The sequence below is a fragment of the Streptomyces sp. NPDC107528 genome, assembly GCF_055639295.1.
This window is the reverse complement of the sequence record NZ_JBVKAV010000003.1, coordinates 191,650-207,321: the sequence shown is the minus strand read 5'-3', so window position 1 is coordinate 207,321 and position 15,672 is coordinate 191,650. Positions and strand designations below refer to the sequence as shown.

The following is a 15,672-nucleotide window of genomic DNA, read 5'->3' as shown; positions in this document are numbered from 1 at the left end:
CTCCTCGTATCTCGTGGCTGGTTGACCGTCGCGACACAATCAAGGGTGCGGTGCGCTTTCATGCACGTCCAGGTTGACTTTCTGGACGTCACCTTGAAGCGTGGCCTTCATGATTGACTTGCGCCGACTGCACGTACTGAGGGCCGTGGCGCACTACGGCACGGTCACCGCGGCCGCCCGCGCCCTGCACTTCACCCCGTCCGCCGCCTCCCAGCAGATCCGTCAGCTGGCCGGTGACCTTGGGGTCGACCTCCTCGAACCCCAGGGCCGCGGAGTGCGCCTCACCGCGGCGGCCGAAAGTCTTCTCGCGCACGCGGATGCGATCGCGGAGCGCTGGGAGGCGGCCGAGCTGGACCTGCGCGCCGAGTACAGCGCCCCCGCCGGGCAACTGCGCGTCAGCGGCTTCACGACGGCCGTGTCGGTTCTGCTGGCGCCGATGGCCGTGCGGATGCGGGAGCGGCATCCGCAGCTGACCGTACGGATCCGCGAGACGGCGGTGCCGGAGAGCTTCGACCTGCTCTTCGAAGGGGAGGTCGACCTGGCGGTGGTGGACGTGACCCCGCACAACCCGCCGCTGAGCGACGCGCGCTTCGACCAGCAGCCGCTGCTGGACGACCCGTACGACCTCGTCGTCCCCGACGACCATCCGCTGGCCGGACTCGAACGCGTCGACCTCGCCGAGGTGGCGCACGAGGACTGGATCGCGCCGGTGCCGCAGAGCCCCTGCCGCCCGCATGTGATGTCGGCGTGCGGGGCGGCCGGGTTCACCCCGGACGTGATCCATCACGCGCTGGACTGGAATGTCACCGCCCTCCTGGTCGCCAGCCGGCTCGGCGTCGCGCTGATCCCACGGCTGTTCCAGTTGACCCCGCAAGTCCCGATCACCCGGGTCCGCTGCGTCGGCGACCCGCACCGCAAGGTGCTGACCTGTGTTCGCCGGGGTCGCCGGGAGCGGCCGGCGGTGGCGGCGGCGCTGGAGGAACTGCGGGGGCTGGCCTCCACGGCGGTGGCCTGACGCAGGAGGAAGGGCTGAGGAGGGGCCGGGCATGCGAGAAGGGGCCGGAGCGCTCGGCTCCGGCCCCTCCACGAGGACCTCGGGTCCGGGTCAGGCCGCGACGACCTCGCCCGCGTGCCCGTGGACGCGCGCGATGACCTCGGTCAGTTGCGCGGCGACCTCGGCGTCGTCGACCGGGTGGGTCTCCGCGAAGCGGGTCACGGAGCCGGGGATGGACAGCTTGACGTCCTCCAGCACCTTGCCGCCCGCGATGCCCACGGCCTTGCGGGTCTCGTCCTGCGCCCACACGCCGCCGTACTGGCCGAACGCGGTGCCGACCACGGCGACCGGCTTGCCGCCGAAGGCCCCGGAGCCGTACGGGCGGGACAGCCAGTCGATGGCGTTCTTCAGGACGGCCGGGATGGTGCCGTTGTACTCGGGGGAGAAGAGCAGGAACGCGTCCGCGGCCTGCGCGGCCTCACGCAGCTTGGCCGCGGTGGCGGGGACGGTGCCCTCGACGTCGATGTCCTCGTTGTAGAAGGGGATGTCGGCCAGGCCCTCGAAGAGCACGACCTCAGCGCCCTCGGGGGCGAGCTTGACGGCCGCCTCGGCGAGCTGACGGTTGTGCGAACCGGCGCGAAGGCTGCCGACGAGCGCGAGGATGCGAACAGACATGCGAACTCCAAGGATGCTGAAACACTGCCGTTACGATCCGGACCGGGGTCCGTTTAATTTCTAGCACCTTAACCGGACCGCGGTCCAGTTTCATTCCCGATGCTTTACGCTGGCGTCATGTCCGCCGTACTGCCGCCGTTCCCGCAGTCTCAGGAGCCCGAGGGCAAGCCCCAGCTGCTGGAGGTCGGCTCTGCCCCCGACGAGCCCTGCCTGCGCGCCGACGCGGCCCGCAACCGCGCCCGGCTGCTGGAGGCCGCGACCGAGCTGATCGCGGAGCACGGGGCAGCCGGCGTCACCATGGAGGCGGTGGCCGCGGCGGCCGGCGTGGGCAAGGGGACCGTCTTCCGCCGCTTCGGCGACCGCACCGGCCTGCTGACGGCCCTGCTCGACCACTCCGCACGGAAGCTGCAGGCCGACTTCATCGGCGGACCGCCGCCGCTGGGTCCGGGTGCCCCGCCGGTGGAGCGGCTGCGGGCGTTCGGTGTCGCGGTGCTGTACCGCGCGGCCGAGCAGCTGGACCTGCAACTGGCCGCGCAGCCGGAGCCGACCCGCCGCTTCGCCCACCCCTCGTACCGCGCGCTGCACACCCATGTCGCCATGCTGCTGCGGCAGATCACGCCGGAAGCCGACTGCGATCTCCTCGCCCAGACGCTCATGGCGTATCTCGACCCCGGCCTGATCCACCACCTGACCAAGCAGTGCGGCATGCCCATGGAGCGGCTGGAGAACGGCTGGTCCGACCTGGTCACCCGCATGACGCGCACCGAGGCATGACCGGGCGGGGACCCTGACCCGACCGCTACGCACAGGTTCTGCAAAGATGCGGTACGTCATGGTGCAGATACCGAAAACGCCCGCGCCCGCACTGCCCGCACAGCGCTCGGTACCCACGAGCGCCGACGTGGCCCGCCTGGCCGGCGTCTCGCGCGCGACCGTCTCCTACGTCCTCAACAACACCAGTGCCGTCCGGATCAGCGAACCCACCCGCCGCCGCGTCCACGAGGCCGCGAAGGAACTCGGGTACGTCCCGCACGCGGCCGCCCGCAGCCTGCGTGCCGGGCACAGCCGCATGGTCCTGATGCCCGCCCCGAGCTTCCCCGTCGGCTCCCTGTACGGCCGGTTCCTCAGCGACCTCCAGCTGGCGCTCGGCCGCCTCGACTACACCGTCGTGCAGCACGGCAGCGTCGGCCTGCACGGCGACGAGGCCGCCCGCGCCTGGGCCGAGCTGCGCCCCGCCGCCGTCCTGTTCTCGGGTTCCGGCCTCGGCCCGAAGGGCGTGACGGTGCTCAAGCGCTCCGGCGCCCGGGCCGTGGTCTCACTCGGACCCGAGTCCGTCGAGGGTGCCCACGCCCTGCTGATGGACTACGAGGCCGTGGGGTACCGCGCGGGCCGCCACCTCCACGACCGAGGCAGGCGCCGGGTGGGCGTCGTCGTCCCCGAGGAGGACGGCCTGGAGTCCTTCTCCGCGCCGCGTCTCGAAGGGGTGCGCCGTGCCCTGCACGGCACGGACGCCACCGTGACCGAGCTGCCCCTCACCTACGACGAGCAGTCCGCCGCGCGGCTCGCCCGCGGCTGGCGCGACCGGGGCCTCGACGCCGTGTTCGCCTACAACGACGAGTACGCGATGCTGCTGATGCGCGCCCTGCAGGACGAGGGCGTCCGCATCCCCGCCGACACGGCCGTCATCGGCGCCGACGACCTGATGCTCGGACGGCTGCTGCGGCCTAGGCTGAGCACGGTCCACATCGAACTGCCGTCCGGCCGCGACCTCGCGGAGCTGGTCGACCACGCGGTGCGCAACCCCGGCGCCGCACCCCAGACGCACAAGGTGCTGGGAGCGACGGTGGTGCACCGCGAGTCCAGCTGAGGCAGCCGGCGTCCGGCCGACGTACCGTCGAAGCCAGGGAGGCGTGGAATGCGCACGACGGTCGGCATCATCGGCGGCGGCCCCGCCGGGCTCCTCCTCGCCCGCCTGCTGCACTGCGCGGGCATCGACTGCGTGGTCCTGGAGAGCAGGACTCGCAGCTACGTCGAGCAGCGCCAGCGGGCCGGAATGCTGGAACAGGGCACGGTCGACGCGCTGCACGAGGCCGGTGCCGCCGAGCGGCTGGAGGCGGAGGGCCTGGTGCACCAGGGCATCGAGCTGCGCTTCGACCGGGAACGCCACCACCTCGACTTCCCGGCTCTCACCGGCGGCCACACGGTCACGATCTACGCCCAGACCGAGATCGTGAAGGACCTCGTCGCGCTCCAACTCGCCGACGGCCCACCGCTGTTGTTCGAGGCCGCGGCGCTCGCCGTAGAGCAGCCGGAGAGCGCCACGCCCGTCGTGCGGTTCCGGCACGAGGGCCGCGAACAGACGCTGACCTGCGACTGGGTCGCCGGCTGCGACGGTTTCCACGGCATCTCCCGCGCCACCTTCCCGGCCGGGATCAGCAGCTCGTACGCGCACGACTATCCGTACTCCTGGCTCGGCATCATGGCCGAAGTGCCGCCGTCCGGCGACGAATTGATCTACGCGCGGGGTGAACGCGGCTTCGCGCTGCACAGCATGCGTTCCTCGTCCGTCTCCCGGCTCTACCTCCAGGTCCCGGTCGGCACCGACCCCGACGACTGGCCCGACGACCGTGTCTGGGACGAACTCGCTGCCCGCTTCGCGATCGACGCCGACTGGACCCTGAACCGCGGGCCCATCACCGCCAAGTCCGTGACGTCGATGCGCAGTTACGTCCACGAACCGATGCGCCACGGACGACTCCTGCTCGCCGGCGACGCCGCCCACATCGTCCCGCCGACGGGCGCCAAGGGACTCAACCTCGCCGTGTCGGACGTACGGGTCCTGGCCCGCGCCCTCATCGATCTGCACCGCACAGGGGACACACAACTCCTGGACAGCTACTCCGAGTTGTGCCTCCGGCGGGTGTGGCAGGCGAGCCGTTTCTCCGACGACATGACTAGGATGTTGCACGCTCAACCAGATGGGGATGCGTTCGACCACCGGATGCAGCTCGCACGTCTGCGCCGGATCACCGCATCCCGTCACGCCGCCGCCGAACTGGCGGCCAACTACTCGGGACTTCCGCTCCTCATGTGAGTCCCGCCGGTGATCGAACGGAGAGTCGCCCATGCCGTTGCTCGACCCCAAGGCCTGGCAGTCCCGCCCCCTGTCGGGAGACGAGTACACCGTCACCGAGCCCGCCACCGGCGACACGCTCGGCACCGTCACCCTGGCCACCGCCGAGGACGTCGCCACGGCCGCCGAGGCCGCCCGCGCCGCCCAGGCCCAGTGGGCCCGCGTCCCGCACTTCGTGCGCGCCGGGGTGCTGCGCAAGGCCGGTGACCTGTTCGCCGCGCACGCCGACGAGCTGCGCGAATGGCTGGTCCGCGAGTCCGGTTCGATACCCGGCAAGGCCGACTTCGAACTGCACGTGGCCGCCCAGGAGTGCTACGAGGCCGCCGCACTCGCCTCCCGCCCGGCCGGGCAGGTCCTGCCCAGCGAGGCACCCCGCCTGTCGTACACGCGCCGGGTTCCCGCCGGTGTCGTCGGCGTGATCGCGCCGTTCAACGCCCCGCTGATCCTGTCCATCCGCTCCGTCGCCCCCGCCCTCGCCCTCGGCAACGCGGTCCTGCTGAAGCCGGACCCGCGCACGGCGGTCTGCGGCGGGCTCTCGCTGGCCGCGGTCTTCGCGGAGGCCGGTCTGCCCGAGGGGCTGCTGCACATCCTGCCGGGCGCCGCGGAGACGGGCCAGGCGCTGGTCACCGACCCGCGGGTGCCCGTCATCTCCTTCACCGGGTCCACCGCCGCGGGCCGGGCCGTCGGCGAGGCCGCCGGGCGCCACCTCAAGCGCGTCCATCTGGAGCTGGGCGGCAACTCCGCCCTGATCGTGCTGGAGGACGCCGACCTCGACGCGGTGATCTCCACCGCCGCCTGGGGCTCCTTCTTCCACCAGGGGCAGATCTGCATGACGACCGGCCGCCACCTGGTCCACCAGTCGTTGTACGAGGAGTACGTCGAGCGACTCGCCGCCAAGGCCGACGGCCTCGCCGTGGGCGACCCGCACCGCGCCGAGGTCCACCTCGGGCCGCTCATCGACTCGGGTCAGCTGGGGAAGGTGCACGGTCTGGTCGAGGCCAGTACGTCCCGCGGGGCCAAGCTCGCCGCGGGCGGCAGCCACGAGCAGCTGTTCTACCGGCCGACGGTGCTCGCGGGCGTCGACGACGCGACCCCCGTGTACACCGAGGAGGTCTTCGGACCCGTCGCGCCGGTGCGCCCCTTCACCACCGCCGACGAGGCCGCCGCTCTCGCCGCGGCGAGCTCCTACGGCCTCTCCCTGGGCATCGTCACCAGGGACACCGCCCGGGGCCTCGACCTGGCCGAGCGCATCCCGACCGGCATCGTGCACATCAACGACCAGACCGTTAACGACGAGGCCGTCGCCCCGTTCGGCGGTATAGCCGCCTCCGGCACCGGCGCCCGGTTCGGCGGCGAGGCCAACCTGGACGCGTTCACCGACGTGCGCTGGACGACGGTACGTGGTGACGTGGCGGCGTACCCCTTCTAGAGCAGGGCGTCACTGGCCGTTCTGGTCGGCCTGCTCCTGCTGGGCGGCGACGGCCTTGTGGACCTCGTCCATGTCGAGCTTGCGGGCCTGCCCGATGACGTCCGCGAGGGCGTCCTCGGGCAGGGCACCCGGCTGCGCGAACACGGCGACACGGTCACGGACGATCATCAGCGTCGGGATCGACTGGATACCGAAGGCGGCGGCAAGCTCCGGCTGCGCCTCGGTGTCGACCTTGCCGAACACAAGGTCCGGGTTCTCCTCGGCGGCCTTCTCGTAAACGGGGGCGAACTGACGGCACGGCCCGCACCAGGACGCCCAGAAGTCGATCAGAACGAACTCGTTGTCCGTGACCGTCTCATCGAAGTTCTCCTTGGTGAGCTCCACGGTGCTGCTCATGGCGTTTTCCCTCTTCCTGGTGTCGGGGCGGTGCCGTCGGCGTCAACAGGACCGTACGGCCGCGTATTCCGCGCGCGTACCCGTGTGGCCACTCCGCACACCACCCGTAAGACTGACCACATGACGGAAACGGATTCCAACGTGTACGACGTCGTGGTGGTCGGAGCCGGGCCGGTGGGGGAGAACGTGGCCGACCGCACCCGTGCGGCCGGTCTGAGCACCGCGGTGGTGGAGAGCGAGCTGGTCGGCGGGGAGTGCTCGTACTGGGCGTGCATGCCCAGCAAGACGCTGCTGCGGCCGGTCATCGCCCAGGCGGACGCCCGCCGCCTGCCCGGGCTCAGCCACTCGGTACAGGGCCCCCTGGACGCGGCTGCCGTCCTGGCCCGGCGCAACGAGTTCACCGGCAACTGGAACGACGACGGCCAGGTCGAATGGCTCAACGGCATCGGCGCCGACTTCCACCGCGGCCACGGCCGCCTCACCGGACCCCGCACGGTGGAGGTGACCGGGCCCGACGGCGCACGCCAGGTGCTGACCGCCCGGCACGCCGTCGCCCTGTGCACCGGCACCCGCGCCATGCTCCCGAACCTGCCCGGACTCGCCGAGGTCAAGCCGTGGACCAGCCGTGAGGCCACCAGCGCCCAGTCCGTGCCCGGTCGGCTGGTCGTGGTCGGCGGCGGAGTGGTCGCCACCGAGATGGCCACCGCCTACCAGGCCCTCGGCTCCCGTGTCACGCTCCTGGTCCGCGGCAAGGGCCTGCTCAACCGCATGGAGCCCTTCGCAGGCGAGATGGTCGCCGAGGGGCTCTCCGAGGCCGGCGTCGACGTCCGCACCGGCACGTCGGTCGAGTCGGTGACCCGTGAGAACGGCACGGTCGTGGTCGTCACCGACCGCGGCGGCCGTATCGAGGCCGACGAGATCCTCTTCGCGACCGGACGCGCCCCGCGCACCGACGACCTCGGCCTGGACACCGTCGGCCTGACGCCGGGTTCCTGGCTGGAGGTCGACGACAGTCTGCGCGTCACCGGCAGCGAGTGGCTGTACGCGGTGGGCGACATCAATCACCGTGCCCTTCTCACCCACCAGGGCAAGTACCAGGCCCGCATCGCAGGCGCGGCCATCGCCGCCCGCGCCTCCGGAGTTCCCCTCCTGGAATCGGACCCGTGGGGCGCCCACGCCGCCACCGCCGACCACGCCGCCGTCCCCCAGGTCGTCTTCACCGACCCCGAGGCCGGGGCCGTGGGCCTCTCCCTGGCCGAAGCGGAACAGGCCGGTCACCGGGTCCGCGCCGTCGACTACGACCTCGCCTCGGTCGCGGGGGCGTCGGTGTACGCCGAGGGCTACAAGGGCCGCGCCCGCATGGTCGTCGACCTGGAGCGCGAGATCCTGCTCGGCGTCACGTTCGTCGGCCCGGGCGTCGGTGAGCTCATCCACTCGGCGACGATCGCGGTCGTTGGGCAGGTGCCGATCAGCAGGCTGTGGCACGCGGTTCCGTCGTATCCGACGATCAGCGAGGTGTGGCTGCGGCTGCTGGAGTCGTACCGGGACAACTGACTTACTCAGTGGGGCAGTTCGAAGCCGAGGGCCCGCGCCGCCTCAACCGGGGCGGGCTCGGCCCAGCGCTCGGCCATCGCCTGGTTCGAGGAGAGTGAGCGCAACTCGGCCCGGTCCAGGTAGAGCACGCCGTCGAGGTGGTCCGTCTCGTGCTGCACGATACGGGCGGGCCACCCCGTGAACACCTCGTCGACCGCGTGCCCGTGCTCGTCCTCGCCGGTCAGCCGCACCTCGGCCGGACGGGCCACCACCGCCTGATAGCCCGGCACGCTCAGACAGCCCTCGAAGAACGCGGCACGGTCGCCGCCGACGGGTTCGTACGACGGGTTCACCAGCACCCGGAACGGCTGCGGCACCCGCCCGCGCACCAGTCGCACGTCCTCCGGCACCGGCGCCGGGTCCTCGATCACCGCGATCCGCAGCCCCACGCCGACCTGCGGTGCCGCGAGGCCGACGCCCGGCGCCGCGTGCATGGTGACCCGGAGCGCCTCGACGAAGCGGGACAGCAGCGCCGGGTCCAGCTGGCCGTCGAAGCGCTCGGTGGGACGTCGCAGCACCGGGTCGCCGGCCGCCACGATGGGCAACGGTCCCTCGACGGCCAGGAGTTGCTCGACCCGCTCGGCCAAGGGGGCGCGCTCGTTCGGAAGTGCCATCGCGCCAGCATGCCACGGCACCCACGCCACTCGCCGACTCCCTTGTGACGTACGCCACTTAATATGCCTGGAACTCGACGGCCACTTCATCCGACTACTGGACCGCAACAGCACCGAAGGAAACGTCCCCACTCCCCGTCGCACCCCCGGAGAAGCCGCCGATGTCCACCGCTCCCGCGACCACCACCACGGAGGAGGCGACGCAGCCCGACGCCCCGGCGTCGCCCCGCAGATGGGCACCGCTGCGCCCGCTGATCCTGCGTCTGCACTTCTACGCCGGAGTGCTCGTCGCGCCGTTCCTGCTCGTCGCCGCGGCCACCGGCTTCCTGTACGCCGGAGCGTTCCAGGCCGAGAAGATCGTGTACGCCCACGAGATGTACGTCCCTGTCGGCGACGCGAAACTGCCGATATCCGAGCAGGTCGCCGCCGCGCGCAAGGCCCACCCCGAGGGCACGGTCTCTGCGATACGTCCCTCGCCGGCCGACGACGAGTCGACCAGGATCATGCTGTCCGGCGTCAAGGGCGTCGACGCCGAGCACACGATGGCCGTGTTCGTCGACCCCTACACCGCCGAGGTGCGCGGCGCCCTCGAACAGTACGGCTCGACCGGCGCGCTGCCCCTGCGCACCTGGATCGACGAGTTCCACCGCGACCTGCACCTCGGTGAGACCGGCCGCTACTACAGCGAGCTCGCCGCCAGCTGGCTGTGGGTCATCGCGGCCGGCGGCCTGGTGCTGTGGTTCTCCCGCCGCCGCGCCCTGCGCAAGGTCCGGGGCACCAGCGGGCGCCGCCGCACGCTCGGTCTGCACGGCACCGTAGGCGTCTGGGCCGCGATCGGGTTCATCTTCCTCTCGGCGACCGGCCTCACCTGGTCGGCCTACGCCGGCGCCAACATCGACGAACTGCGCACCTCCCTCGGCCAGGCCACGCCGTCCATCTCGGCGACGGCCGGCGGCGAACACGGGGGCCACGGCAGCGCCGCCGCCACGGGTGGCAGCGGCGAGCACGGCGTCGGCCTCGACAAGGTCCTGGCGTCCGCCCGCGCCGAGGGCCTCGGCGATCCGGTGGAGATCGTGCCGCCCGCCGACGACTCGTCCGCGTACGTGGTACGGCAGGTGCAGCGCAGCTGGCCCACGAAGGGGGACTCGGTCGCCATCGACCCGGCCGGCGGCGAGGTCGTCGACGTGCTGAGGTTCTCCGAATACCCGGTGCTCGCCAAGCTGACCCGCTGGGGCATCGACCTGCACACCGGGGTCCTCTTCGGCCTGGTCAACCAGATCGCCCTCATGGCGCTCACGCTCTCGCTGATCCTGCTGATCGTGTGGGGCTACCGCATGTGGTGGCAGCGCGGCCGCGGCTCCGCCTTCGGCCGGCCGATCCCGCGCGGCGCCTGGCAGCAGGTGCCCCCGCAGATCCTGGTCCCGCTGGTCGCGGTCGTCGCCGTGGTCGGCTACTTCGTGCCGCTGCTCGGCATCTCGCTGGCCGCCTTCGTCGTCGTGGACGTCGTTCTTGGCGAGGTGGCCCATCGGCGGGGGAAGCGCAAGCCCGCGGAGGTGAACTAGGCCCCGTCGTTCAGATCTGCTCGGCTGTGAGGTGTCGGCGGCGCGGCTGCGACGCCTCGGGTGGTCGGGCGGATCAGCCCGCCGCGCCGTCCAGCAGGTGGCTGTGGCGCAGTCGCAGTGCCCGTTCCGTGCCGGCTACCAAGGTGGCGACGCCGATCACGATGTTTCCCCACTTCGGCCCGTCGATGGGCGAGGTGGAGGTCCCGGTGTGCTGGGCGATGCCCTCGGACTCGGTGAGCTGTGCGGCAAGTTGCGGAAGGAGGACGGCCCGGGCGGCGACGAGCACGCACAGCGAGAGGAGACCGATGGTGCGGCTCAGCGCGGAGTGCGCGCGTTCGAGGCGCGCCCGGCGCCCCTCGGCGGATTCGGGGTCCGGGATCAGCTGGAACTCGCTCCCTTCGTCGGTGACGTAGTGGCAGCGCTTGAGGCCGAATCCGCTCATCCTCACCTCCACGGAGCCGCCCGGGACGGGGAAGACGGCAGCCCGCCGGCCGCAGACGGAACAGCGCGCGGAAAGGCAACTCCCACCAGCGGAAACGCTTCAACTCTCGCCCGTCCCCGGGCATGACCCGCCGTAGGGCACGACTGTGCCGCCACCACCTTGATCATGTGTCCGCCTCCCGTCACTTGTTCGGCTCCGCCGCGCAGGCGAGGTCCTCGGCCGGGCGCTTTCCGTCGGTCAGGAACGCCGTCACCGTGTTCTTCGCGCACGTGTTGCGGCCGAACGGGTAGACACCGTGCCCGCCCTGGTCGGCGGTCACCAGCGTGGCCCGGTCGCCGAATGCCCGGCGCAGCTTCATGGCGCCGACCAGAGGTGTCCCCGGGTCGCGTTCGTTCTGCACCATCAGTACGTTCGACGGGCCGCGGTCACCGATCTGCACCGGCGGCTCGACCCGGTTGTCCGGCCAGTACGCGCAGGGCTTGATGCTTCCGGTGGCCCCGCCCAGCATGGGGTACTTCAGCCGGTCGAACGCGGCATTGCGCTGGTAGTCCCGGACCTTGCCTGGCCAACGCGAGTCACCGCAGGTCACGTAGAAGTGGCTGGCCAGGAGGTTCTCCGAGATCGGCGGCGGAGTCGGCAGCGGCCTGCCCTTGTCCAGCGCCTGCCATTCCTCGGCAAGCCGGGGCATGAGGCCCTCGACGTAAAGGCGCTCGAACGTCACTCCGCGGAACAGCGTTCCGTCGATGCCGCCGACCGGTTCGGCGTCCAGCCGCTGCGCGAGTTCGAAGAATTTCGCGGTCACCTGCTTCGGTGTGGCGCCCAGACCGTACTCGGGGTGCGCTGCCGCGTACGCCGCGAAGTCCGGGAACCGGTCCTCCATCCCGCGACCGAGCAAGCGGAAGTTCGCCAGGTCGTAGCCACCGGGGCCCATGTTGCTGTCGAGCACGATCCGGTCACCGCGCTCGGGGAACATCGTCGTGTACACCGCACCGAGGTAACTGCCGTAGGAGGAACCGAAGTAGGAGGCCTTCGGCTCGCCCAGCGCCGCCCGGATCCGGTCCATGTCGCGCGCGGTGTTCGCGGTGGTGGTGTGCGGCAGCATCCACGCCGTTCGCGACCTGGCGCACTGTTCGGCGACGGCCCGCGCGTGCGGCGCCTCCTCGGCGACGTCGGCCGCGGTGTGCGCGTACGGGGGGAAGTTGCCGCGTGTCTGCTGCTGCGGTGTCAGGTCGCAGGTGACCGGCGTGCTGCGGCCCACGCCACGAGGGTCGAAGCCGATCACGTCGTAGGAGTCGAGGACGTCCTTCGGCAGCCCGGCGCCGGCGAGGAGGGCCGGGTAGTCGAGCCCGGAGCCACCGGGGCCGCCCGGGTTGGTCAGCAGTACACCGCGGCGTTTCGCGGGGTTGCTGCTCGCCAGGCGGGAGACGGCGATCTCGATCTGCCGGCCGTCGGGATGGCGGTAGTCCAGCGGGACGTCGAGCGTCGCGCATTCAAGACGGGACGCGTCGGCGTTCCGAGCGTCGGCCTCCTGCGGACAGGGGCCCCATTGGGGGGAGTCCGGCGTTGCCGCCACCGTGTCCGGGGTCACTGCCGCCGACGCTCCCGAAATCGCGGCCGCCGCGACTGCGGTGGCGGCGAGGGCGAGGGACAGGGTTTTGCGCATCGGGTGTCCTCCTGAGGGGGCGCACGAGGTTGCGCGCCGCAACGGTGGGGGTGACGGATACGAGTCTGTTGATCCGGCGTCGCCGGCACATCGGCCCGGCGGCTCGAGTCACCTTCGACCAAAGTCGAGGCGGTCCTACGACTCCGGGTGAGGGCGGGACTGTCCTCAGGTCTGCTGAACCGGCCGCACGGTTTCGCAACAATGACCGGATGAACACGGACGTCGCGCCACGGATCCAGGGGTGGCAGCAGACATGGCGGCTGGTGGCGGCCGCGGCACTGGGCATTCCGTTCTGGGTCGCCACCGGTGCGGCGCTGCCACGGGGGTGCGCGAGCGACACGTGTTCCTGGTTCGTCACCGGCGATCCGCAGGTGGCTCTCGGCTGCCTGACGGCGCTCCTGTGGCGGCGACGGTTCCCGCTCGCCGTCGCCATGGCGGTGGCCATCGCTTCGAGCGGGTCGACGCTCGCCACTGGTGCCGCGCTTCTGGCTCTGTGCTCGATCTCCACTCGTCGCCGTCCGGTGGAGATCGGAGTTGTCGCGCTCGCCTACGTGGCCGCGTCGCACTTCACCCTCGTGCTGTACCCGATCGAGAACCCGCCCGGCTCGACCTGGCTCCAACTCGCACTCACGACCCTGAGCGCGGGCATCGCGGTGGCCATGGGTGTGGCCATCGGCGCACGGCGTGTCGAGGTACGGTCCTTGCGAGAGCGGGCGGAGAGCGCGGAACGCGAACAGACGGCACGGGAGGCGCAGGCACGGGCCGTGGAACGCAACCGTATCGCCAGGGAGATGCACGACGTGCTGGCGCACCGGATCTCCCTGGTCGCCATGCAGGCAGGGGTGCTGGACCACCGGCGCAACCTCACCACTGAGGAGAACAGCACGCTGATCCGTGGCATCGCCGACGGCTCCCACCAGGCGCTGGAAGAACTGCGAGACGTCCTCGGTGTGCTCCGCGCCGACCCGGGCCGCCCGGAGCCCCCACAGCCCTCCCTCGACCGAATCCCCGAGCTGGTGGCCGACGCCCGCACTTCAGGACTGGACGTCACGTTCACCACCACGGTGACGGGAAATCCGTCCGGCGTCGTGGGACGAACCTGCTACCGGGTCATCCAGGAAGGACTGACCAACGCCGCCAAACATGCCCCGGGCGCCCACGTGGACGTCACCGTCGAAGGAACAGCCGGTGACGAAGTGCACGTGAGCATCCACAACTCCCCGGCCACCACGACGACCACTCGATCGCCGGCGTCAGGATTCGGCATGCTCGGCCTCGCCGAACGCGTCACCCTCGCCGGCGGAAGACTCAGTCACCAACCCACACACGACGGCGGATACGTCCTCGCCGCGCACCTACCCTGGTCGGGCCACGACCACGAAGAGAGCAGCTGAGTGGAGAGCGAGCGGGAGCCGGTGCGTGTCGTCATCGTCGACGACGAACAACTGGTGCGGCTGGCGCTGCGACTCGTCATCGACGGCGAACCGGACCTGACCGTCGTCGCGGAGGCGGCCGACGGGGACGCCGCGATCACCGTGGTGGACGAGCAGCGGCCGGACGTCGTGCTGATGGACATCCGGATGCCCGGCCGCGACGGTCTCAGCACGACCCGGGAACTCCTCACCCGGCCGGCGCCGCCCCGGGTGCTCATGCTGACCACATTCGACTCGGACGATCTGGTGCTCGGCGCGCTACGAGCCGGAGCCCTCGGGTTCGTCCTGAAGGACACCCCGCCGGCCCGGATTCTCGACGCGGTGCGGACCGTGGCGGACGGGAACCCTGTGCTGTCCCCGGCGGCCACGGCACGGGTGATCGCCGCAGCCACCGGGCCGCGGTCCTCCGAGGCGCGCCGCTCGTCCCGCGAAGCCGCGCGGAAACAGTTGTCCGCGCTGACCGAACGAGAACTCGACACCGCCCGTGCCATCGCGGACGGGCTGAACAACCCGGAGATCGCCGAGCGGCTGCGCATCAGCATCGCGACCGTCAAGGCGCACACAGGCAACCTGTTCGCCAAGCTGGCGGTCGAGAACCGGGTGCAGATCGCACTCCTGGTCCGCGACGCCGAGCAATGACCGGCTGCACGCCACACGCCACACGCCGGCGCCGAGAGGACGCCGAGGAGCGCCCGGTGAGGTGGCGACCAGGCCGGACGTGGTCCTGGCGGACAGGACCTCGCCCGCTGATCCAAACGAAAGTGCCTGGGCAGGCGGAAGCCGGCCGCAAGAGCCGACGGACGAGGGGCCCGGTTCCGCGATGGAACCGGGCCCCTCGTGTCGACACGCCGGGAGCTGCTCGATACTGCTCAGAGCTGCTCGAAGTCACCCGCGAGCGCCGAGGCGACGCGCAGATGCGGCTCGGCCTCCTCGTCCCGGCCCTGCCGTTGCAGGGTGCGGCCCAGCATCAGCCGGGCGTAGTGCTCGACCGGGTCGCGCTCGATGACGATCCTCAACTCGCTCTCCGCGCGCCGCAGTTGGGCCGAGTGGTAGTAGGAGCGCGCCAGCAGCAGCCGGGGTCCGGTCTGCTCCGGCACCTCCTCGACCAGCTTGCCCAGGACGCGGGCCGCGGCGGCGTAGTCCTTGGCGTCGAAGAACATCCGCGCACGCTCCCAGCGCTCGGCCGATGTTCCGCGGTCGTAGTACGTCGTGTCCACTCGTGACCTCCTTCGAGGCCGTCAACGGAGCACAGTGGTTCAATATTCCACTACTTCGTGCCGGGGTTCGGGGCTACCGCTTCATGGCGGCGAGCTCGGCGTTGGCCCGCTCGGTGATGAGGGTCAGCACTCGTCCGGCAGCCGCCAGGTCCTCCGTGGGGATGTCGGCGTAGACCCGGGCGGAGATGGGAGCGGTCTCGGCGGAGGTCCGCTCGTACAACTCCCGTCCGGCGTCCGTGATCCGCACCCGGGACGGCTCCTGCGGGGCCAGCAGCCGTACGGCGATCAGCTCGTCGACCACGGAGTGGGCCTCCGCGGCGTCGATCTTCAGCGCGCCGACGACGCCGTCGACGAGGTGGTCGCGCTCGACCGGGCCGTCGGCGACGTTGACGAGCCGGAGGGTGACGGACTGCTGGAAGGTCGCGCCGTGGCGGGCCAGCACGCGCTCGAGAAGCGCGCGGCTCGCGTAGTGGGCCAGAGCTATGACACGGGGGTCGAGCAGGGGAGTGGTGGTGGTCATG

15 protein-coding genes and 1 pseudogene are annotated in these 15,672 nt (G+C 71.3%); 9 read left to right on the top strand and 7 right to left on the bottom strand.

Features of this window, described 5'->3' with window-relative positions:
* Nucleotides 1-109: 109 nt before the first annotated feature.
* Nucleotides 110-1,015 (top strand): LysR family transcriptional regulator, encoded by a 906-nt coding sequence (locus ACZ7L5_RS10705; protein WP_471516152.1) that lies wholly within the window; start codon nt 110-112, stop codon nt 1,013-1,015.
* A 90-nt stretch (nt 1,016-1,105) separates the two neighbouring features.
* On the opposite strand, the gene ACZ7L5_RS10700 is transcribed toward ACZ7L5_RS10705, so the two are convergent.
* Complete coding sequence (locus ACZ7L5_RS10700; RefSeq protein WP_328877616.1) at nt 1,106-1,669, bottom strand: NADPH-dependent FMN reductase; 564 nt, start codon at nt 1,667-1,669, stop codon at nt 1,106-1,108.
* A 99-nt stretch (nt 1,670-1,768) separates the two neighbouring features.
* Between ACZ7L5_RS10700 and ACZ7L5_RS10695 the strand changes: the two genes are divergently transcribed.
* Genes ACZ7L5_RS10695 through ACZ7L5_RS10680 form a run of 4 tightly spaced genes read left to right on the top strand, consistent with a single transcriptional unit; the run spans nt 1,769 to nt 6,231 of the window.
* Nucleotides 1,769-2,443, top strand: coding sequence for a TetR/AcrR family transcriptional regulator (locus tag ACZ7L5_RS10695; protein ID WP_391404370.1), 675 nt, complete (start codon nt 1,769-1,771; stop codon nt 2,441-2,443).
* A 58-nt stretch (nt 2,444-2,501) separates the two neighbouring features.
* Entirely contained in the window at nt 2,502-3,536 is a 1,035-nt protein-coding gene (locus ACZ7L5_RS10690; protein WP_471516149.1) for a LacI family DNA-binding transcriptional regulator, read from the top strand.
* Between the two features lie 48 nt (nt 3,537-3,584).
* Nucleotides 3,585-4,763, top strand: coding sequence for a 4-hydroxybenzoate 3-monooxygenase (locus ACZ7L5_RS10685; protein WP_471516147.1), 1,179 nt, complete (start codon nt 3,585-3,587; stop codon nt 4,761-4,763).
* A gap of 31 nt (nt 4,764-4,794) precedes the next feature.
* Nucleotides 4,795-6,231, top strand: a complete 1,437-nt coding sequence (locus ACZ7L5_RS10680; RefSeq protein WP_471516145.1) for a benzaldehyde dehydrogenase — start codon at nt 4,795-4,797, stop codon at nt 6,229-6,231.
* A 9-nt stretch (nt 6,232-6,240) separates the two neighbouring features.
* On the opposite strand, the pseudogene trxA reads toward ACZ7L5_RS10680, so the two are convergent.
* Nucleotides 6,241-6,633, bottom strand: a pseudogene (gene trxA, locus ACZ7L5_RS10675) (thioredoxin); the annotation flags it as partial.
* 114 nt (nt 6,634-6,747) lie between these two features.
* Here trxA and ACZ7L5_RS10670 point away from each other — a divergent pair.
* Nucleotides 6,748-8,181 (top strand): dihydrolipoyl dehydrogenase family protein, encoded by a 1,434-nt coding sequence (locus tag ACZ7L5_RS10670; RefSeq protein ID WP_471516143.1) that lies wholly within the window; start codon nt 6,748-6,750, stop codon nt 8,179-8,181.
* A gap of 5 nt (nt 8,182-8,186) precedes the next feature.
* Here the strand turns inward: ACZ7L5_RS10670 and ACZ7L5_RS10665 are convergent, their stop codons facing one another.
* A complete protein-coding gene (locus ACZ7L5_RS10665) occupies nt 8,187-8,834 on the bottom strand; it encodes a peptide deformylase (RefSeq protein WP_471516141.1) in 648 nt (215 codons plus the stop codon).
* 161 nt (nt 8,835-8,995) lie between these two features.
* Here ACZ7L5_RS10665 and ACZ7L5_RS10660 point away from each other — a divergent pair, with 161 nt between their 5' ends.
* Nucleotides 8,996-10,396 (top strand): PepSY-associated TM helix domain-containing protein, encoded by a 1,401-nt coding sequence (locus ACZ7L5_RS10660; RefSeq protein WP_471516140.1) that lies wholly within the window; start codon nt 8,996-8,998, stop codon nt 10,394-10,396.
* Nucleotides 10,397-10,469: 73 nt separating this feature from the next.
* Here the strand turns inward: ACZ7L5_RS10660 and ACZ7L5_RS10655 are convergent, their stop codons facing one another.
* Together ACZ7L5_RS10655 and ACZ7L5_RS10650 are read right to left on the bottom strand one after the other, a co-directional pair.
* Nucleotides 10,470-10,838 carry a hypothetical protein gene (locus ACZ7L5_RS10655; RefSeq protein ID WP_471516139.1) on the bottom strand — a complete coding sequence of 123 codons (369 nt, stop codon included), beginning with the start codon at nt 10,836-10,838 and terminating at the stop codon, nt 10,470-10,472.
* A 181-nt stretch (nt 10,839-11,019) separates the two neighbouring features.
* The gene (locus ACZ7L5_RS10650; protein ID WP_471516137.1) at nt 11,020-12,501 is read right to left on the bottom strand and encodes an alpha/beta hydrolase; all 1,482 of its coding nucleotides are present in this window, start codon (nt 12,499-12,501) and stop codon (nt 11,020-11,022) included.
* A 209-nt stretch (nt 12,502-12,710) separates the two neighbouring features.
* On the opposite strand from ACZ7L5_RS10650, the gene ACZ7L5_RS10645 reads away from it, so the two are divergent.
* Nucleotides 12,711-13,895 (top strand): sensor histidine kinase, encoded by a 1,185-nt coding sequence (locus tag ACZ7L5_RS10645; protein ID WP_471516135.1) that lies wholly within the window; start codon nt 12,711-12,713, stop codon nt 13,893-13,895.
* A complete protein-coding gene (locus ACZ7L5_RS10640) occupies nt 13,896-14,573 on the top strand; it encodes a response regulator transcription factor (protein WP_471516133.1) in 678 nt (225 codons plus the stop codon). It abuts the gene before it with no gap.
* A 230-nt stretch (nt 14,574-14,803) separates the two neighbouring features.
* Here the strand turns inward: ACZ7L5_RS10640 and ACZ7L5_RS10635 are convergent, their stop codons facing one another.
* Nucleotides 14,804-15,151 (bottom strand): tetratricopeptide repeat protein, encoded by a 348-nt coding sequence (locus ACZ7L5_RS10635; protein ID WP_471516131.1) that lies wholly within the window; start codon nt 15,149-15,151, stop codon nt 14,804-14,806.
* A 73-nt stretch (nt 15,152-15,224) separates the two neighbouring features.
* Nucleotides 15,225-15,671 (bottom strand): MarR family transcriptional regulator, encoded by a 447-nt coding sequence (locus ACZ7L5_RS10630; RefSeq protein WP_471516129.1) that lies wholly within the window; start codon nt 15,669-15,671, stop codon nt 15,225-15,227.
* Nucleotide 15,672: the final 1 nt, after the last annotated feature.